The organism is Leclercia adecarboxylata (assembly GCF_023639785.1).
GTDB lineage: Bacteria > Pseudomonadota > Gammaproteobacteria > Enterobacterales > Enterobacteriaceae > Enterobacter > Enterobacter adecarboxylatus_D.
This window is the reverse complement of sequence record NZ_CP098325.1, coordinates 822,940-842,925: the sequence shown is the minus strand read 5'-3', so window position 1 is coordinate 842,925 and position 19,986 is coordinate 822,940. Positions and strand designations below refer to the sequence as shown.

Genomic DNA, 19,986 nt, shown 5'->3' with positions numbered 1-19,986 from the left:
CGCTACACTGCCAACGCATTCCATTGCAACGGACAATTACCAGGTTTTACCAATGTTAAACTGGAACTGCTCCGCTTTGTCTCCCTCGTATTTCTTAAACGGCTGGGCGTAGGAGAAGACCAACGGCCCCAGCGGTGACATCCATTGTAGTGCGAGACCGGCAGACATACGAATATTGCCTGGATCGCTGTAGTCCGGAATGCCTGCAGCTCTCGTTTCAGCCGTATTCTGCCAGTTAGTATCCCATACGGTACCTGCATCCAGGAAGAACGAGGTACGTACGGAATTGGCATACTTATCGCTGATAAACGGCGTAGGGGTAATAAACTCCAGGCTGGCGACAGCCATGGCGTTACCGCCTACAGCATCATCAGAGCTACATACTTCGCTAGAAGACGCCTTATCGCAGTTATCCTCGTCGTTGCCGCCGTAGTAGGCTGCTTTCGGACCAATGTTATTGGACTGGAAGCCACGTACGGTGCTGGAACCACCGGCGTAGAAGTTCTCATAGAACGGCAGCTCTTTGCCACCTAAACCATCACCATAACCCCAACGCGTACGACCCAGAACAACCCATTTATGATCGTCATCGATCGGGAAGTAGGAGGCGGTATCCAGGGTAACCTTGTAGAACTCGTTATCAGAGCCCGGAATGGTCACTTTACCGTTCAGGTTGACGCGAGAACCTTCGGTCGGGAAGAAACCACGGTCAAGACGGTTGTACGTCCAGCCATAGTTGAAGGTGAAGTCATCTGCGGCAAAGCCGTTGTCGTCCCCGGAGGTGCTGGCAGACTGACCGATAGAGTCCAGATAACGCCACATCGCCACCTGAGGTTGCATGTTGGACAGGTCGTTATGCACGTAACCTAAGCCCGCACGCAGGGTGTTGTATTCGTTGATCGGGAAGCCGAGCGTACCGTCTAAACCATAACTTTTGTTGGTATAGGAAGAGAGGTCCGCATCATCTGCTTTAAAGTCGTTATAGAAAATACGACCGCCCAGACTGACACCATCTACGGTGAAGTAAGGGTTAGTTAAGGAGAGCTCAGAGTAAGTCTGGTAGTCGTTCTTGGTACCGTTGATACCAACAGAGTAGCCGGTACCTAACCAGTTATCCTGCTGTACGCCAACCTGGAAGCTTACGCCACTCTCTGTGCCGTAACCGACACCAAAGTTAAAGCTACCGGTGTTACGCTCTTTAACCTTGTAAACAACATCGACCTGATCCGGTTTACCTGGAACACGCTGGGTGTCGGTATCGACGGTTTCGAAGTAGCCCAGACGGTTCAGACGCTCTTTACCCTGATCGACCAGGTCGCTGCCCAGCCAGGCCCCTTCCATCTGGCGCATTTCGCGGCGCAGTACGGAATCTTTGGAGGTATCGTTACCCTCGAAGCGAATTTTACGCACGTAGAAACGGTTGCCCGCATCAACGTTAACGTGGAGCTTAACGGTCTTATCCGTATCGTTGATTTCAGGCTGGGTCTGGACGCGCGGGTAGGCATAACCATAACGGCCGAGCAGCTTTTTAATGCCGTCTTCCATTTTGGTGACTTTCGAACCGCTATAGAGTTCACCCGGCTGCAGTTTGGTCAGGCTTTCGATCTCAGCAGAATGACCTGCCAGGTTGCCACTCACTTCAACACCAGAAAGCTTGTACTGATCGCCTTCGGTAATGTTAACCGTGATGTAGATACCCTTCTTGTCCGGCGTCAGGCTGACCTGAGTCGAGTCGATGTTGAAACGGGCGTAACCACGATCCAGATAGTAGCTGCGCAGGGTTTCGAGATCGCCCGCCAGTTTCTGTTTCTGGTATTTACGGTCACCCACCACGTTCCACCACGGCACTTCGTCACGCAGCTGGAAAGTAGAGATCAGTTCGTCGGTGCTGAACGCATGGTTACCCACGATGTTGATCTGCTGGATCTTCGCGGAAACACCTTCCTGGAAGACCAGTTTCAGATCGACACGGTTACGCGGCAGTGGCGTCACGACCGCTTTTACGCTCGCGCTGTATTTACCGACGCTGTAGTAGAAATCTTCCAGCCCTTTCTCAATATCAGACAGGGTGGTGCGGTCCAGGGATTCGCCGACACGGACGCCAGAGGCCTCAAGGTTCTGCTTGAGCATATCGTCTTTCACCGACTTGTTGCCGGAGAAGGTGATGCTGGCAATTGTCGGACGCTCTTTCACCTGAACCAGGAGCGTATCACCATCGCGCAGAACGCGAACGTCCTCGAAGTTGCCGGTGGCAAACAGGGCGCGGATGGTATTACTAATGTCTTCATCATTAACCGTGTCGCCTGGGCGCACTGGCATACTGAGGAGGGCCGCACCAACGGCGACTCGCTGAAGGCCTTCGAAATGAATATCTTTCACTACGAACCCGTCAGCACCGTATACGGTCGCGCTGCTAAACAGCAGCGACGCTATGAGCAACTTTTTCATCGCCATCGTTATTATGCGTTCTTCCTAACACTCTCTTACAACCGAGAGAAATCATTGAAAAGTGCAAGCCCCATTAACAGCACCAGTAAAATCGAACCAATGCGATAACTAAAGTCTTGAACTCGCTCGGATACCGGCCCGCCTTTTAGCTTCTCAATCGCTAAAAACAGCAGATGGCCCCCGTCTAAAACGGGAAGTGGGAACAGGTTGATTATTCCGAGGTTCACGCTAATGAGCGCAAGAAACATCAGATAGTAAATCACCCCGAACTCTGCTGACATCCCAGCCCCCTGAGCGATCGAGATCGGCCCACTGAGGTTGTTCAGTTTTACATCACCGGTAATCAATTTTCCCAGCATCTGCACGGTCAGCTTCATCAGTTGCCATGTTTTATCCGTGGCTTCAAGGATGGCGCTGAACGGCCCATACTGGCGTATTGTCTTGTACTCATCAGGCAGCGGGATCACTTTTGGCACCACGCCTGCGAACCCTTCAGCCTTACCGCCACCCGGCTTGGTATCCGGAATCAACGTAAAGGAGAGCGGACTCCCCTGCCTTTCTATCTCCAGCGCCAGTGGCGTACCTGGATTATCGCGCACCAGAGTAACAAAGGTCATCCATTGCGTTAAAGGCTGACCATCGACTTTAACGATCCTGTCGCCCGCTTGCAAACCTGCTTTACGCGCCGCTGAATTAGTCTGGACTTCTGCGAGCACCGGTTCAATCTGTGCGCTACGCGGCCGAATGCCTAATGCCGCAACGGGATCTTCTTTATCCGGCTCAAACGTCCAGTGGCGTAAGTCCAGAATTTTGTTCTGACGCTGGTCAGAACCGAAAGGAGATACGCTGACGGTCGTCTTCTCATCGCCAATTTTGGCAACCAGTTGTAACCGAACGGCATCCCAATCAGGGGTTTCGATGCCATCAATTGCTTTAAGTTCCATGCCCGGATTAATTTGCGCGCTCGCCGCGATGGAGTTGGGCGTTATTTCACCAACAACCGGACGAACACCAGGGACACCGATGATAAACACCAGCCAGTAAGCAAAGATGGCGAAAATGAAGTTTGCAACCGGACCGGCAGCAATAATAGCGGCGCGCTGGCCAACCGTTTTGTTGTTGAACGCGTAGTGGCGAATTTCAGGCGCAACCGGCTCTACGCGTTCATCCAGCATTTTGACGTAGCCGCCCAGGGGGATGAGGGCAATAACAAATTCTGTGCCGTGGCGGTCGTTACGACGCCAGAGCGCTTTACCAAAGCCAATGGAAAAGCGCTCAACACGTACGCCACAGCGCCGAGCAACCCAGAAATGGCCAAATTCATGCACCGTGATAAGTACACCCAGTGCAACAATGAACGCCGCCAGATTCCAGAGAATGCTAAGCATAAAACCTTCCGTTAAATCGTCCCAAACACCAGCAAAAACAGGCAGGCAAACACGGGTACTGCCGCCGTCAGGCTGTCTATGCGATCCAGGATACCGCCGTGCCCTGGAATGAGATTGCCACTGTCTTTGATCCCTGCTTCACGCTTAAACATACTCTCGGTCAAATCACCCAGCACGGAAGCCAGCGCTGCAACGATTGAACAGACCAGTAACGTTGCCGGTGCGACTTCAAGGTTGGCCCATACGCCGTAACCCCATGAGATAATCGCCGCCGTAAACAGACCGCCGATAAAGCCCTGCCAGGTTTTTCCCGGGGAGACCTTCGGAGCCAGTTTATGTTTGCCAAACAGTTTACCAAACATATAGGCGCCAGAGTCAGCCCCCCAGACGAGAATCATGACATAGAGCAGCCATAACGCGCCGCTGTAAGGATTGTCGTCGTAGTGCCAGGTACGGAGGGCAAGCATTCCCCAGAAGAAAGGAACGATGGTGAACAGCCCAAAGCAGAGGCGCAACACTTTAGAGTTACGCCACAGCGAGGCTGAGCCCGGATAGAATAGCACCAGCAGCAATGCTGCCAGCCACCATCCCAGCGAAAGCCAGAGCGAACCCGCAATGATCGGCTGATGAATATTGTGATGGTACTCTGGCAGCATAAAGAGCATCAGCGCCAGCATCAGGCCGCACAGCACCGCCAGCCATACCCGCTGGGAACGCGAGGTAAAGCCGCTAAGCTGCCCCCATTCCCACGCTGCCAGCATGCAAACGACCAGTGTGACAATAGCGAATCCCACCGGAGGCAGTAAAAACAGCGCCGCGATGACAACGGGTATTAAAACAAACGCAGAAATCAGGCGATACTTCAGCAAAAGCTACCCCCATCAGGCGTTGTCGCCACCAGGCTCGGTACCACCGAAACGACGCTCTCGATTGGCAAAGGCATGCAGCGCACCTTCAAAGTCTTGTTCATCAAAATCGGGCCAAAGAACATCTGTAAAGTAAAGTTCGGCATAGGCAATTTGCCACAGCAAAAAGTTACTGATGCGATGTTCTCCCCCTGTCCTAATTACTAAATCCACGGGTGTCAGTTCACTCATGCAGATTTGCTTGTTCAGCGCCTCTTCATCAATCTGGTCCGGCCTTATGAGCCCTTCCTGAACCTGTTCAGCCAACTGCCGCACACCCTGGACAATATCCCAACGTCCGCCATAATTCGCCGCGATATTGAGCGTTAAGCCGGTGTTTTGCCCGGTTAATGCTTCCGCTTTACGAATGCGTTCCTGCAGACGTGAGTTAAAACGACTGGTATCACCGATAATGCGCAGGCGAACGTTGTGGCGGTGCAGGCTTTTTACTTCGCTGTCGAGCGCCCACACGAACAATTCCATCAACGCGCTAACTTCCTGCGCAGGTCGATTCCAGTTTTCACTGCTGAAAGCATAGAGCGTTAACGCGTCAATGCCGTTATTGGCGGCAAAAGAAACAGCGCGGCGCACAGATTTCGCCCCAGCTTTATGCCCAAAGGCTCGGATCTTCCCTTGTCTTTTCGCCCAGCGGCCATTGCCATCCATGATGATTGCTACATGACGACAGCCATGAGCTGGCAAGTTTTCGCTTATTGGTTGGTTCGCAGACAACATAACGCGTTTTTGGTCCCTGAAAGGATTTAACGGTACTCAGGAATACTGAAGCCTTTACGTAAAAAAGCCGTGTCATACCACGGCTTACCTGACCACGTAACGTCAACTACCTGTAATCAGGTGGCGCAGACTATATCACTGAAGCCCAACGCTAACAAATAGCAAGACCACCTGCGGATGGATTATCACCAGCTTGCGAGGTGCGTCACCGCTTTTTGCGCCGTGGCTCTGGCGTTCGCATCGACGGTCAGTACGTCATCCACACTTTGCGGCTCGCGTAAATCCATCGCCTCAAGAACAGACAGGTTCAGCGCAGCGATATCCGTAAAGCGGATCCGATTATCGAGGAAGGCGGCGACGGCGATTTCGTTCGCCGCGTTGAGTGCGGTCGTTGCCGCCTGCCCCTGCTCGAAGGCATCCATCGCCAGCTTCAGGCACGGATAGCGCTGATAATCAGGCGCGCTGAACGTCAGCGCACTCAGCTTGCAGAAATCGAGCGGCTTTACGCCTGAGAGCACGCGGTTTGGCCAGGCCATTGTATGGGCGATAGGCGTACGCATATCGGGTTCACCTAACTGCGCCATCACGCTGCCATCCCGATAACGTACCATAGAGTGGATCACCGACTGCGGGTGAATCAACACTTCCATCTGCGCTGCCGAGGCGTTGAACAACCAGCGGGCTTCAATATATTCCAGACCTTTGTTCATCATGGTGGCCGAATCAACGGAGATTTTACGCCCCATCGACCAGTTCGGGTGACGGCATGCCTGATCCGGGGTCATTGAGACCAGTTCAGACAGCGGCGTATCACGGAACGGGCCACCAGACCCGGTAAGCAGGATAGAAGAGACGCCATTCTGCTCGAGATCAGCGTACCCCAGGTTCTCCTGAAACGGTTGCGGTAAACTCTGAAAAATCGCGTTATGTTCGCTATCTACCGGCAAAAGGCGCGCGCCATTGCGCTTCACGGCATCCATAAACAGCCGGCCACAGGTCACAAGAGACTCTTTGTTGGCCAGCAAAACGGATTTTCCGGCATCGATAGCGGCAAGCGTCGGCAGCAGTCCCGCTGCGCCCACAATAGCGGCCATCACCTGGTCGACGTCGTCCAGCGCGGCCATTTCGCAGGCAGCCTCTGGCCCGCTTAACACCTCGGTGCGACAGCCTTTCTCCGCCAGCAACGCCTTCACCTGCCGGGCGCTCGCTTCATCATCCATCACCGCGTAGCCTGGAGTGAACTCCAGACACTGTTCCACCATACGTTGAACGTTTTTGCCTGCGACAAGGGCGGCCACCGCGTAGTGGTCTGGGTTATGGCGAACAACATCGAGAGTGCTGCAACCTATGGAGCCGGTCGAGCCAAGGAGAGTTAATTGCTTCATGAGATGCCCGGAATAGTGAACCAGAAAAGCAAAACGCCGCCAGCAAAGCCCAAAGGCCTTCTGTACGGCGTTTTATCAGATTAGGACAGAAATCAGAACTGCATCAGCTCTGCTTCTTTTTCTGCCAGCGCCGCGTCGATTTTCTTGATAGCGGCATCAGTCAGTTTCTGAACGTCGTCCTGAGAACGGCGATCGTCGTCTTCACTGATCTCTTTCTCTTTCAGCAGCGCCTTCACTTTGTCGTTAGCGTCACGACGAACGTTGCGCACGGAAACACGGCCCTGCTCGGCTTCGCCACGAACCACTTTGATCAGGTCTTTACGACGCTCTTCGGTCAGCGGTGGCAGCGGAACGCGAATATCGGTGCCTGCTGAGCTTGGGTTCAGACCCAGATCGGACGCCATGATCGCTTTCTCAACGGCCGGGCCCATAGAACGGTCGAATACGTTAATTTTCAGCGTACGGGTATCTTCTACCGTAACTTGCGCCAGCTGACGCAGCGGAGTTGGCGTACCGTAGTATTCCACGACGATGCCATCCAGCAGGCTTGGAGAAGCACGGCCAGTACGAATTTTGCTGATTTGGGTTTTGAACGCTTCTACACATTTGTCCATGCGTACTTCAGCATCTTTTCTGATGTCGTTAATCACGTTACGAATCCTTGAAAACTTGTCTCAGGCAGACTATCCGCCAGCACAGCTGCTACAGGTGTGCTAAGTATAGTCGCGTTTAATTCATGACAACGCCAAAGGCGCGTCCAGGTAAGATATCACTGCAATGTAAAGCGGAATCTTACCTGTATTTATCGTCAACGGAAATTATTCCGTGATCAAAGTGCCTTCTTTTTCGCCCATGACAACGCGGCGCAGCGCGCCAGGCTTGTTCATGTTGAAGACACGAATCGGCAGTTTGTGGTCGCGGGCCAGCGTGAAGGCGGCAAGATCCATCACTTTCAGCTCTTTATCCAGTACTTCGCTGTAGGAGAGCTGATCGTACATGGTCGCAGCAGGATCTTTTGCCGGATCGGCAGTAAACACGCCATCCACTTTAGTGGCTTTCAGCACCACATCGGCTTCGATTTCAATACCGCGCAGGCAGGCTGCGGAATCGGTCGTAAAGAACGGGTTACCCGTACCGGCGGAGAGGATCACCACGCGGTTATTGCGCAGCAGGCTGATCGCCTCGGCCCAGCTGTAGTTATCACATACGCCATTCAGCGGAATAGCGGACATCAGGCGCGCATTCACATAGGCACGATGCAGGGCATCACGCATTGCCAGGCCATTCATGACCGTTGCCAGCATACCCATGTGATCGCCCACAACGCGGTTCATGCCGGCTTTTGCCAGACCTGCGCCACGGAAAAGGTTACCACCGCCAATGACTACGCCAACCTGGATGCCCAGTTCAACCAGTTCTTTGATCTCCTGCGCCATGCGGTCAAGGATGCTTGCGTCAATACCGAAGCCTTCCGACCCCTGCAGCGCTTCGCCACTCAGCTTAAGCAGAATGCGTTTGTAAACGGGTTTTGCATTGGTAGCCATATTTCTTTCCTGGGACTGTCAACGATTAAGATGGGGGTTAATTCTGGCGACATGTTATATCGCAACTCAACACAGGCTCTATAGGCGCATGGCTGAATTTACACAGACGTACACAAAAAGAAGCCGCCCTCAGGCGGCTTCTTTTCGCTGATTAAGACTGCTTGGACATTGCAGCAACTTCTGCTGCGAAGTCAGTCTCAACTTTCTCGATGCCTTCGCCCACTTCGAAGCGGATGAAGCCAGTTACGTCAGCGTTGTGCTCTTTCAGCAGCTGAGCAACAGATTTGCTTGGATCCATAACGAATGGCTGGCCAGTCAGAGAAACTTCGCCGGTGAATTTCTTCATGCGGCCTTCAACCATTTTCTCTGCGATTTCTTTTGGCTTGCCAGACTGCATGGCGATGTCCAGCTGAACCTGGTACTCTTTTTCTACGACTTCAGCAGACACGTCTTCTGGCTTAACGAATTCTGGCTTGCTTGCAGCAACGTGCATTGCCAGCTGTTTAACCAGCTCTTCGTCAGCGCCTTTAGCCGCAACCAGAACACCGATACGTGCACCGTGCTGATAGCTGTTCAGTACGTCGCCTTCGAGGATAGCAACACGGCGGATGTTGATGTTCTCACCGATTTTCGCTACCAGCGCAACGCGCTCTTCTTCGAACTGCGCTTTCAGAACTTCAACGTCAGTAACTTTACCAGCAACGGCCGCGTCCAGTACTTTGTCAGCGAAAGCCTGGAAACCACCATCTTTAGCAACGAAGTCAGTCTGGCAGTTAACTTCCAGAATCACGCCGAAGTTGCCTTCGATTTTGGTTTTGATCACGCCATCAGCAGCAACGTTGCCTGCTTTTTTAGCTGCTTTGATCGCACCGGATTTACGCATGTTTTCGATAGCCAGCTCGATGTCGCCGTTAGCTTCAACCAGAGCTTTTTTACACTCCATCATGCCTGCGCTAGTACGTTCACGCAGCTCTTTTACCAGGGATGCGGTAATTTCAGCCATTCTAAAATCCTCGGGAGATGTGAACTGCCCGGCCAGAGGCCAAACAGTATAAATTGAAAAAAGGGGCCGAGAATTGGCCCCTATTCATACACGGTACTAATAAGGGGTAGAACCTTATTATTCAGCTTCTACGAAGCTTTCTTCCGCCTGAGAAGCCAGATCCTGGGAACGGCCTTCACGAACGGTAGCAGCTACAGCGCTCAGGTACAGGCTAACAGCACGGATTGCATCGTCGTTACCCGGGATAACGAAGTCAACACCGTCCGGATCGGAGTTGGTATCAACGATTGCGAATACTGGGATACCCAGGTTGTTAGCTTCTTTGATTGCGATGTGCTCGTGGTCAGCATCGATGACGAACAGTGCGTCCGGCAGGCCGCCCATGTCTTTGATACCGCCCAGGCTGTTTTCCAGCTTGTCCAGCTCACGAGTGCGCATCAGCGCTTCTTTTTTGGTCAGCTTTTCGAAAGTACCGTCCTGAGACTGGGTTTCCAGATCTTTCAGGCGCTTGATGGACTGACGAACGGTTTTCCAGTTAGTCAGCATACCGCCCAGCCAGCGATGGTTCACGAAGAACTGGTCGCAGCTGTTAGCAGCTTCTTTCACAGCTTCGCTTGCAGCGCGCTTAGTACCAACGAACAGAATCTTACCTTTACGGGAAGAGATCTTGTTCAGCTCAGCCAGGGCTTCGTTGAACATTGGTACAGTTTTCTCAAGGTTGATGATGTGAACTTTGTTACGTGCGCCGAAGATGAAAGGCTTCATTTTCGGGTTCCAGTAACGGGTCTGGTGACCGAAGTGAACACCAGCCTTGAGCATGTCGCGCATGGAAACAGTTGCCATGTTTTAAAACCTCTATTTAAAAGTTGGGGTTATGCCTCCACGTATCCCATATTACCGACCCCAAAGGGCACCCCGGAATATGTGCCGATACGTGTGTGTTGTTACACAAAGTGAGATTTGTCGCTCCCGTCCATCCTGTGTATCTGAAATGGATCGGAAGTCCGGCGCGCTTTATATCACAAAACGCTACCTGAAACCAACAATTGTTGGCGGTGTGTGCGGTAAAGGAATCTCAATTTGGCAGCATGTGCGCCAGACTGATACCATTGACAACACTTAGACTAGTATTGTCGAAAAAAACGACACTGATGGACAGATTACATGGCTATCTCTATTAAGACCCCTGAAGAAATTGAAAAGATGCGCGTCGCCGGTCGTCTGGCCGCTGAAGTGCTGGAAATGATCGAGCCATTCGTTAAGCCGGGCGTCAGCACCGGCGAGCTGGATCGTATCTGTAACGACTACATCGTGAACGAGCAGCACGCGGTCTCCGCCTGCCTCGGCTATCATGGCTTCCCGAAATCCGTTTGCATCTCTATTAATGAAGTGGTCTGCCACGGCATTCCGGACGACGAAAAGCTGCTGAAAGATGGCGACATCGTTAACATTGACGTGACCGTCATTAAAGATGAATACCACGGTGACACCTCTAAGATGTTCATCGTTGGCAAACCCACCATTCTGGGTGAGCGTCTGTGTAAAGTGACCCAGGAGAGCCTCTATCTGGCGCTGAAGATGGTTAAACCCGGCATTCGCCTGCGTACCCTTGGTGCGGCTATTCAGAAATTTGTTGAAGCTCAGGGCTTCTCTGTGGTGCGCGAATACTGCGGTCACGGTATTGGCCGCGTCTTCCACGAAGAGCCGCAGGTTCTGCACTATGATGCCGATGACGGCGGCGTGGTCCTGCAGGCGGGCATGACTTTCACCATCGAGCCGATGGTGAACTCAGGTGATTACCGTATCCGTACCATGAAAGATGGCTGGACGGTGAAAACCAAAGACCGGAGCTTGTCTGCCCAGTACGAGCATACTATTGTGGTGACAGACAACGGCTGCGAAATTCTGACGTTACGCAAGGATGACACCATCCCGGCGATACTCTCGCAAGACGCATGATAAGAAGCCGGCAAATGCCGGCTTTTTTAATGGCTATCGTTTTTTCTTATGGGTGGCGCGCAATGAGTAACCTTTTACCCGAACAGTATGCCAATACGGCACTCCCCACCCTGCCTGGCCAGCCGGATAACCCCGGCGTCTGGCCCACGGCCGATCTGACCTGCGCGGGCATCAAAGCGCATATCGACACTTTCCAGCGCTGGCTGGGTGAGGCCTTTGACAGCGGGATCTCCGCCGAAGCGCTGATTGAGGCGCGCACGGAATTCATTGACCAGCTTCTGCAGCGTTTATGGATTGATTACGGATTTGGTCAGCTGGGCGACGTGGCGCTGGTGGCCGTCGGCGGCTATGGCCGGGGCGAACTGCACCCGCTGTCGGATATCGACCTGCTGATCCTGAGCCGCAAAAGGCTGCCTGATGAACAGGCGCAAAAAATCGGCGAGCTGCTGACCCTGCTGTGGGACGTCAAGCTGGAGGTCGGCCACAGCGTGCGCACCCTGGAAGAGTGTTTGCTGGAGGGGCTGTCCGATCTCACCGTCGCCACTAACCTGATTGAATCACGCCTGCTGATCGGCGACGTCGCGCTGTTTCTCGAGCTGCAAAAGCACATCTTCAGCGACGGCTTCTGGCCGTCGGAAAAGTTCTTCGCCGCGAAGGTGGATGAACAGCAGGTGCGCCACCAGCGTTACCACGGCACCAGCTATAACCTGGAGCCCGACATAAAAAGCAGCCCCGGCGGCCTGCGCGATATCCATACCCTGCAGTGGGTGGCCCGCCGCCATTTCGGCGCCACTTCGCTGGACGAGATGGTCGGCTTTGGTTTTCTCACCGAAGCGGAGCGTACCGAGCTGAATGAGTGTCTGCATCTGCTGTGGCGCATCCGTTTTGCGCTGCATCTGGAAGTCACCCGCTACGACAATCGCCTGCTGTTCGATCGTCAGTTAAGCGTCGCCCAGCGCCTGCACTACAGCGGTGAAGGCAACGAGCCGGTTGAGCAGATGATGAAGGATTTCTTCCGCGTTACCCGCCGCGTGGGTGAGCTGAATCAGATGCTGTTGCAGCTGTTTGATGAGGCAATCCTGGCCCTGACCGCCGATGAAAAACCGCGCCCAATTGATGATGAATTCCAGCTACGCGGTACGCTGATCGACCTGCGCGACGAGAAGCTGTTTATCCGTAAGCCGGAGGCGATCCTGCGGATGTTCTACGCCATGGTGCGTAACAGCTCCATTACAGGGATCTACTCCACCACCCTGCGCCATCTGCGCCACGCCCGCCGCCATCTTACTCAGCCGCTGTGCTACATTCCCGAAGCGCGCTCGCTGTTTCTGAGCATGCTGCGTCATCCGGGCGCGGTAAGCCGCGGGCTGTTGCCGATGCACCGTCACAGCGTGCTCTGGGCCTATATGCCGCAGTGGTCGCATATCGTCGGCCAGATGCAGTTTGACCTTTTCCATGCCTATACCGTTGACGAGCACACCATTCGCGTAATGCTGAAGCTGGAGAGTTTTGCTCAGGAGGAGGTGCGCAGCCGCCACCCGCTCTGCGTTGAGCTCTGGCCGCGCCTCACCAACCCGGAACTGATCCTGATTGCCGCCCTGTTCCACGACATCGCCAAAGGGCGCGGCGGCGACCACTCGATCCTCGGCGCGGAAGACGTGCTGAAATTCGCCGAACTCCACGGCCTTAATTCCCGTGAAACCCAGCTGGTGGCCTGGCTGGTGCGCCACCATCTGCTGATGTCCGTGACCGCCCAGCGTCGCGATATTCAGGATCCGGAAGTGATCAAACAGTTTGCCGAAGCGGTGCAGACGGAGAACCGCCTGCGTTTCCTGGTCTGCCTGACGGTGGCCGATATCTGCGCGACCAACGAAACGCTGTGGAACAGCTGGAAGCAGAGCCTGCTGCGCGAGCTCTATTTCGCCACCGAAAAGCAGCTACGTCGCGGTATGCAGAGCACGCCGGACATGCGTGAACGCGTGCGCCATCACCAGATGCAGGCTCTGGCGCTGCTGCGGATGGAAAATATCAAAGAGGAGGCGTTGCATCTGATCTGGGCCCGCTGTCGCGCTAACTATTTTGTTCGCCACAGCCCAAACCAGCTGGCCTGGCACGCGCGCCATCTGTTGCAGCACGACCTGACGAAGCCGCTGATCCTGCTTAGCCCGCACACGACCCGTGGTGGGACGGAGATCTTTATCTGGAGCCCCGACCGCCCTTACCTGTTTGCGGCGGTGTGTGCCGAACTCGACAGACGTAACCTCAGCGTGCATGACGCGCAGATTTTCACAACCCGCGACGGCATGGCGATGGATACCTTTATTGTCCTGGAGCCGGACGGCAGCCCGCTGTCGGCCGACCGACACGAGCCCATTCGCTACGGCCTGGAACAGGCGATTACCCAGCGCAGCTGGCAGCCGCCGCAGCCGCGTCGACAGCCGGCAAAATTGCGCCACTTTACCGTCGATACCGAGGTCAATTTCCTGCCGACCCATACCGATCGTAAATCGTTCCTGGAGCTGATCGCTCTCGACCAGCCAGGACTCCTCGCCCGGGTGGGGCAGGTTTTTGCCGATCTGGGAATTTCGCTGCATGGCGCCAGAATTACAACCATTGGCGAGCGAGTAGAAGATTTATTTATAATCGCCACAGCCGACCGTCGTGGGCTTAATAATGCCCTGCAACAGGAAGTGCAACAACGGTTGACAGCAGCCCTCAATCCAAACGATAAAGGGTGATGTTTTTTTTTACCTGGAAAGAGTTGAACTATGCAGCAGTTACAGAACGTTATTGAGTCCGCTTTTGAGCGTCGCGCCGAAATTACCCCGGCAAATGTAGACACCGTGACCCGCGAGGCGGTAAATCAGGTTATTTCTCTGCTTGATTCCGGCGCGCTGCGTGTAGCGGAAAAAATCGACGGTCAGTGGGTCACTCATCAGTGGCTGAAGAAAGCGGTACTGCTCTCTTTCCGTATTAACGATAACCAGGTTATCGACGGTGCGGAAAGCCGCTACTTCGATAAAGTGCCAATGAAATTCGCGGAGTACGACGAAGCGCGTTTCCAGAAGGAAGGCTTCCGCGTGGTGCCACCGGCAGCCGTTCGTCAGGGTGCATTCATTGCCCGTAACACCGTGCTGATGCCATCTTATGTGAACATCGGTGCTTACGTTGACGAAGGTACCATGGTGGATACCTGGGCGACCGTAGGTTCCTGCGCGCAGATCGGTAAAAACGTCCACCTCTCTGGCGGCGTGGGTATCGGTGGTGTGCTTGAGCCGCTGCAGGCGAACCCAACTATCATCGAAGACAACTGCTTTATCGGCGCACGCTCCGAAGTGGTTGAAGGCGTGATCGTAGAAGAAGGCTCCGTGATCTCCATGGGCGTCTACATCGGCCAGAGCACCCGTATTTACGATCGTGAAACCGGTGAAGTGCATTACGGTCGCGTACCGGCGGGTTCCGTGGTGGTTTCCGGCAACCTGCCATCAAAAGATGGCAAATACAGCCTGTACTGTGCGGTTATCGTCAAAAAAGTCGACGCGAAAACCCGTGGCAAAGTGGGCATCAACGAACTGCTGCGTACCATCGATTAATCGGGTATAACAAAAAGCGGGGGCAACCCCGCTTTTTTTATATCTGAGGGTGGCGAAAATAGATTTTTTCGTGAATTATTCATGGGTTATGTTGAGATCAAGGGTACCGCTATGTACGATAATCTGAAAAGTCTGGGCATTACTAATCCTGATGAAATTGACCGTTACAGCCTCCGTCAGGAAGCCAATAACGATATCCTGAAAATCTATTTCCACAAGGATAAGGGTGAGTTCTTCGCCAAGAGCGTAAAGTTTAAGTATCCGCGCCAGCGTAAAACTGTCGTTGCCGATGGCATCGGCCAGGGTTACAAAGAGGTGCAGGAGATCAGCCCAAATCTGCGCTATGTGATTGATGAACTGGATCAGATTTGCCAGCGCGATCGCACTGAAGTGGATCTGAAACGTAAGATCCTTGATGACCTGCGTCATCTGGAAAGCGTCGTTGCCCACAAGATCACCGAAATCGAAGCGGATCTTGAGAAACTGACCCGTAACAAATAAGCCGTTCCTGTGTGCCGGGTGGCGGCTTCGCCTTACCCGGCCTACTCCCGGGTTTTGTAGGCCCGGTAAGCGCAGCGCCACCGGGCAAAAATCACCTCTGCTCGTCCAACTGCAACGCCACATACAGCAACAGCCTGTCGTCAAAATTCCCCAGGTCCAGCCCCGTCAGCTCTGAAATGCGGTTCAGGCGGTACTCCAGCGTATTACGGTGGATAAAGAGCGCCTTCGAGGTGGCCAGCGGTTGCACGTTATGCCGGAACCACGCCTGTAAGGTGCGACGCAGCAGGCCGTTGTTATCCATTGCCTTTAGCCGCACCAGTGGACGAGCCAGTTCGTTGGCCTGCCAGCCGCCGCGCAGGCTGTCGAGCAGCACCGGCAGCATCAAATCCTGATAAAAATAGCTGCGGTTTTCCGGCATACGCTGCTTGCCGACCATCATCGTCGTGCGTGCCGTACGCCACGAGCGGGCGATACTCCCCGGCCCGGTAAAGTAGTTGCCTAATGCCACGCGAAAACGCAGCTGGCCGTTCTCTTTCATCCGCGCGATCAGCTGTTCCACGCGCCGACGATGATCTTCTGCGTCCCAGCGTCCAAACTGGTTCAACGCGGGTTTCAGTACCACCATCTCGGTTAACGAGACGATCGCTACCAGGTTATTACGCTCCGGGGTGGCCAGCGCGTTCTGCAGCTGCTGCAGCTCCACCATTGCGCTGTCGACGCCCAGCTGGCCGCTGTCGACTTCGATCACCGCCACCACGCGAGGCTGATTAAGATCGATGCCCAGACGTTGCGCCCACTCCGTTAAAGCAGGGGTATGCTCTTCCGCCTGGATCAGGTTCATCACCAGCTCTTCACGCAGACGGCTGTCCTGCGCCAGCAAGTGCATCAGGCGGGACTGCTCCAGCATCATCTCAGCGGTCATACAGACCAGCTCGCCGTATTTGCGCAGTGACTCCGGCTCACCGGTCAGGCCGATAACCCCGACGATTTCGCCCTCCAGGCGCAGCGGCAGGTTAATCCCCTGGCGTACGCCGTGAAGATGTCGCGCCACCGCGTCATCAATATCCACCACGCGCCCCTGGGAGAGCACCAGCAGCGCCCCTTCGTGCAATTCCCCAATACGCTCGCGGTCGCCGCTGCCAATGATCCGGCCGCGTGCGTCCATTACGTTGATATTGGTGTCGATGATGCGCATCGTTCGCGCCACGATATCCTGCGCCATTTTGGTATCTAGATGCCAGCCAGCCATGTCGCCCTCCTCTGAGCAGAGCTCAAGCATAAGGAAGAATAATCAGTGCCGCATTGTGCGAATGCACAAACTCACAGGGAGAAGTATGGACTTGTGGAAGGGTTCACAGAAAGGGAGGAAAACGCCCCTGTTTCCAGGCAGAAACAGGGGCAGAACGGTTACTGCATCAGCAGATAAAGAGAGGTGTCGCCACGCTGAATGTTCAGCGCCAGAACCGACGGTTTGCTGTCGAGAATTTTGCGCAGTTCAGCGATGTTCTTAACCGGCTGCTGGTTAGCGCCGATAATCACATCCCCTTTCTTCAGGCCGATACGGGCAGCCGGGCTGTTGGCTTTGACGTTGTCCACCGACACGCCTTTATCCTGGCCCTTATTGCTCATATCCGCACCTTCGATACCGCTGAAGATGGTTCCGGCATCTACCTGATTCTGGCTGCTCTGCTGCAGTTCCAGATTCACGGTTACCGGTTTACCTTCACGCAGCAGACCCAGGCTCACTTTGCTGCCCACCGGCATAGAGCCCACTTCCGCACGCAGTGCCGCAAAGCTGCTCACCGGCTTGCCGTTCAGGGTAGTGATCACATCCCCGGCTTTAATCCCCGCTTTTGCCGCAGAGGAGTTCGGCATTACCTGGCTGACAAACGCCCCACGCTGGGCATCGACCTTCATGGCTTTCGCCAGCTCGGAGTTCAGCTCGGTACCCAGGATCCCCAGCTCGCCGCGTTTCACCTGGCCAAACTCAACCATCTGCGCCGTCAGGTTTTTCACCATGTTGCTTGGGATAGCGAAGCCAATGCCGATGTTGCCGCCGTCCGGGGCGAGGATCGCGGTGTTAATCCCGATCAGCTCACCGTTCAGGTTGACCAGCGCGCCACCGGAGTTACCGCGGTTGATCGCCGCATCCGTCTGGATAAAGTTTTCGTAGTTTTCCGCGTTCAGACCGCTACGGCCAAGGGCAGAAACGATACCGGAGGTCACTGTCTCACCCAGACCGAACGGGTTACCAATAGCCACGGTATAGTCCCCCACGCGCAGTGCGTCAGAGTCGGCAAGCTTAATCGCGGTCAGGTTTTTTGGATCCTGGATCTGAATCAGGGCGATGTCAGAGCGAGGATCTTTCCCGACCATTTTGGCATCGAGCTTACGCCCGTCGCTCAGTTGCACCTTAATGCTGGTGGCATTGTCCACCACGTGGTTGTTGGTGACGACATAGCCTTTGGCGGCATCAATGATGACGCCAGAACCCAGCGCCATAAACTTCTGCTGCTGGCCGCCGCCGTTACCGCCACCATCGCCCCCCTGGCAGAATGGCGAGCTCTGGAACGGCGAACCGTCCTGGCAGAACGGCGAGTTATCGCCGAAGAACTGCTGGAAGTTACGTGGCATGCGTGGCGTGTTGACGGTGGTGCTGCCCTCGACATTGATACTGACCACCGATGGCATTACTTTTTCCAGCATCGGTGCCAGGCTTGGCATCTGCTGCGCAGTGGCTGCCGACGAGACGGTCTCCGCTGCGCTAGCAGACAGAGGAGACAACGCTAATCCTAAACTCAGAGCCAGTGCACTCATTGCTAAAGTGGTTTTTTTCATGTTTCTTAATCTCGATTTACAGGTCACGCACAATTGCTGTGTATATCAGATTCGTTTTGCTGCGCTTAGTTCCGGTATTAAGTTTCTGGAAAAAGTAAAAATTTATTGGCCGTCTTTACAAAACTCCCCTTTATTCCACCGCCATCAACTTGCGGTATTCATCCCATGCATACAAGTCCGTCATTCCACTGATATAGTCCTGGATCAGGCGGCAACGATAATAAAACTCCAGCACCGGCCAGTCCGTCTGCTGGCGATCTAATTTACCGATCGATTCCACATATGCCAGCCGGTGGCGTGTTGAAAGTTTATGAAATAGTCGGGTTTCAATCGGAAAGCGGCGTACCCGTTCTTTTTCTACCAGCTCGCTAAACTCGTCCACGGATAATTGCAACAAGGGACGATAGATCTCCAGCAGGCCGGTGATGACCCGATAACCCTGTAATTCCAGCTGCTCAACGTCCGGATGGCTGAACACATGCCGCATGGCGACATTCTTATACAGTTCAAGAAGTTGGCTGAAACCGCTGTCGTCCTCCAGCAGTGCATGGTTAAACTCACCGCGATAGATCAGATCGATATTGTCTATAAAACGCTCAGCCGCGTAGGGTACCAGTTTATTAAGGGTATTGACGCGTAAATACATAAAGAACTGATCTTCGGTACTACGACTCAAGGTGTTAGAGCGAGATTTCTCCCAGGCGTTTTCGACTACTTGCGAAAACAGAGAACCTTTTTCGTGATTGCCCCAGGCATCATAAAGATGCTGATAAAGCCCCTCGACGCTGAATATTCTTTTTTCGACCGCATCTTCCAGATCGGCAACGCAATAGGAGATATCGTCAGCCGCTTCCATAATCCAGGTTAATGGAAAACGGCCATACTGTGGCAAGGAGAGTTCCTGACGAAGGCGCTCGATATAGGTCTCTTCAGAGAAATAATATCCCGGCTTTTTCATCAAATAATTGTGCGTCGCGGGGGGATCCCCCTGCCACCACGCGGGGCGGGTATATTTCAGAATGCAGCCCACCTGCGCCCAGGTCAGGTTCATACGCATCAGGGAGTGCACCATTCGGATGCCCTGCGCGTTGCCTTCAAAATGACAGAGATCCTGACGCACCTTGCGACGCAGCGCGTTCAGCGCCTCTTCGCCCTCGCGCAGCCGCAGATCCTGCACCACGCAACGATCGTCGCTCAGGGGCTGGCTGGCGGCATCGGCGGGATAAAGGCGCTGGCGGAACCAGTCATTGATCGCCGCTTCACCAAAATGTCCAAACGGCGGATTACCGATGTCGTGCATCAGGCACGCCATTTCAACGATACTTTCAAAGGGCCCGGTCAGCTCGTCCAGCCCGTAGGTCTCCAGCAGGCGCTGCTCTTTGAGCCGGCTCAGGATCTCTTTTGCGATATAGCGGCCAACCTGCTGCACCTCCAGGGAGTGGGTAAGCCGGGTGCGCACGGCCGCGTTGCGTTCGAGTGGGAAGACCTGCGTTTTTTGCTGCAACCGCCGAATTGCCGGAGAGTTGATGATGCGCCCGCGATCGCTTTCGAAGATCCGCAGGATCTCATGTTCGCTCTTGTTCCCCTGTGGAGAGCGGTAGCGACGGTGCCAGTTAATTTTGGTGCGAAAATCGATTGGTGCCATGTGCTCCCCCGCGTGAGAATGCGTTTCCCCTTAACCGCATGA

The 19,986-nt window shown here is 54.3% G+C and carries 16 protein-coding genes; 4 read left to right on the top strand and 12 right to left on the bottom strand.

The features are described from left to right. Positions 1–36: 36 nt before the first annotated feature. The 9 genes from bamA to rpsB form a co-directional block, all read right to left on the bottom strand. Entirely contained in the window at positions 37–2,454 is a 2,418-nt protein-coding gene (gene bamA, locus NB069_RS03915; protein WP_250587869.1) for an outer membrane protein assembly factor BamA, read from the bottom strand. A gap of 29 nt (positions 2,455–2,483) precedes the next feature. Continuing rightward, a complete protein-coding gene (gene rseP, locus NB069_RS03910) occupies positions 2,484–3,836 on the bottom strand; it encodes a sigma E protease regulator RseP (RefSeq protein WP_250587868.1) in 1,353 nt (450 codons plus the stop codon). Between the two features lie 11 nt (positions 3,837–3,847). Continuing rightward, complete coding sequence (cdsA, locus tag NB069_RS03905; RefSeq protein ID WP_039030306.1) at positions 3,848–4,705, bottom strand: phosphatidate cytidylyltransferase; 858 nt, start codon at positions 4,703–4,705, stop codon at positions 3,848–3,850. Between the two features lie 12 nt (positions 4,706–4,717). Next, on the bottom strand, positions 4,718–5,476 hold the full coding sequence (ispU, locus tag NB069_RS03900; protein WP_250587867.1) for a (2E,6E)-farnesyl-diphosphate-specific ditrans,polycis-undecaprenyl-diphosphate synthase: 759 nt from the start codon (positions 5,474–5,476) through the stop codon (positions 4,718–4,720). A gap of 185 nt (positions 5,477–5,661) precedes the next feature. Continuing rightward, positions 5,662–6,861: a 1-deoxy-D-xylulose-5-phosphate reductoisomerase gene (gene ispC, locus NB069_RS03895; RefSeq protein ID WP_250587866.1), complete on the bottom strand. Its 1,200-nt coding sequence runs from the start codon at positions 6,859–6,861 to the stop codon at positions 5,662–5,664. Between the two features lie 92 nt (positions 6,862–6,953). Further along, positions 6,954–7,511, bottom strand: a complete 558-nt coding sequence (gene frr, locus NB069_RS03890; RefSeq protein ID WP_039030309.1) for a ribosome recycling factor — start codon at positions 7,509–7,511, stop codon at positions 6,954–6,956. 168 nt (positions 7,512–7,679) lie between these two features. Then, positions 7,680–8,405, bottom strand: a complete 726-nt coding sequence (pyrH, locus tag NB069_RS03885; protein WP_166181630.1) for a UMP kinase — start codon at positions 8,403–8,405, stop codon at positions 7,680–7,682. Positions 8,406–8,556: 151 nt separating this feature from the next. After that, entirely contained in the window at positions 8,557–9,408 is an 852-nt protein-coding gene (tsf, locus tag NB069_RS03880; RefSeq protein ID WP_103178333.1) for a translation elongation factor Ts, read from the bottom strand. Between the two features lie 117 nt (positions 9,409–9,525). Next, a complete protein-coding gene (gene rpsB, locus NB069_RS03875) occupies positions 9,526–10,251 on the bottom strand; it encodes a 30S ribosomal protein S2 (RefSeq protein ID WP_032616611.1) in 726 nt (241 codons plus the stop codon). A gap of 321 nt (positions 10,252–10,572) precedes the next feature. Here rpsB and map point away from each other — a divergent pair, with 321 nt between their 5' ends. From map to NB069_RS03855, 4 genes are all read left to right on the top strand, one after another. Next, positions 10,573–11,367 (top strand): type I methionyl aminopeptidase, encoded by a 795-nt coding sequence (map, locus tag NB069_RS03870; protein ID WP_138370465.1) that lies wholly within the window; start codon positions 10,573–10,575, stop codon positions 11,365–11,367. A 62-nt stretch (positions 11,368–11,429) separates the two neighbouring features. Continuing rightward, on the top strand, positions 11,430–14,105 hold the full coding sequence (gene glnD / locus NB069_RS03865) for a bifunctional uridylyltransferase/uridylyl-removing protein GlnD (RefSeq protein WP_250587865.1): 2,676 nt from the start codon (positions 11,430–11,432) through the stop codon (positions 14,103–14,105). A gap of 30 nt (positions 14,106–14,135) precedes the next feature. Beyond that, positions 14,136–14,960, top strand: coding sequence for a 2,3,4,5-tetrahydropyridine-2,6-dicarboxylate N-succinyltransferase (gene dapD / locus NB069_RS03860; RefSeq protein WP_250587864.1), 825 nt, complete (start codon positions 14,136–14,138; stop codon positions 14,958–14,960). 111 nt (positions 14,961–15,071) lie between these two features. Next, complete coding sequence (locus tag NB069_RS03855; protein WP_032616607.1) at positions 15,072–15,461, top strand: DUF3461 family protein; 390 nt, start codon at positions 15,072–15,074, stop codon at positions 15,459–15,461. A 91-nt stretch (positions 15,462–15,552) separates the two neighbouring features. Here the strand turns inward: NB069_RS03855 and cdaR are convergent, their stop codons facing one another. The 3 genes from cdaR to dgt form a co-directional block, all read right to left on the bottom strand. After that, the gene (cdaR, locus tag NB069_RS03850) at positions 15,553–16,710 is read right to left on the bottom strand and encodes a DNA-binding transcriptional regulator CdaR (protein ID WP_039030313.1); all 1,158 of its coding nucleotides are present in this window, start codon (positions 16,708–16,710) and stop codon (positions 15,553–15,555) included. 158 nt (positions 16,711–16,868) lie between these two features. Beyond that, entirely contained in the window at positions 16,869–18,299 is a 1,431-nt protein-coding gene (gene degP, locus NB069_RS03845) for a serine endoprotease DegP (RefSeq protein WP_250587863.1), read from the bottom strand. 130 nt (positions 18,300–18,429) lie between these two features. After that, entirely contained in the window at positions 18,430–19,944 is a 1,515-nt protein-coding gene (gene dgt / locus NB069_RS03840) for a dGTPase (RefSeq protein ID WP_250587862.1), read from the bottom strand. Positions 19,945–19,986: the final 42 nt, after the last annotated feature.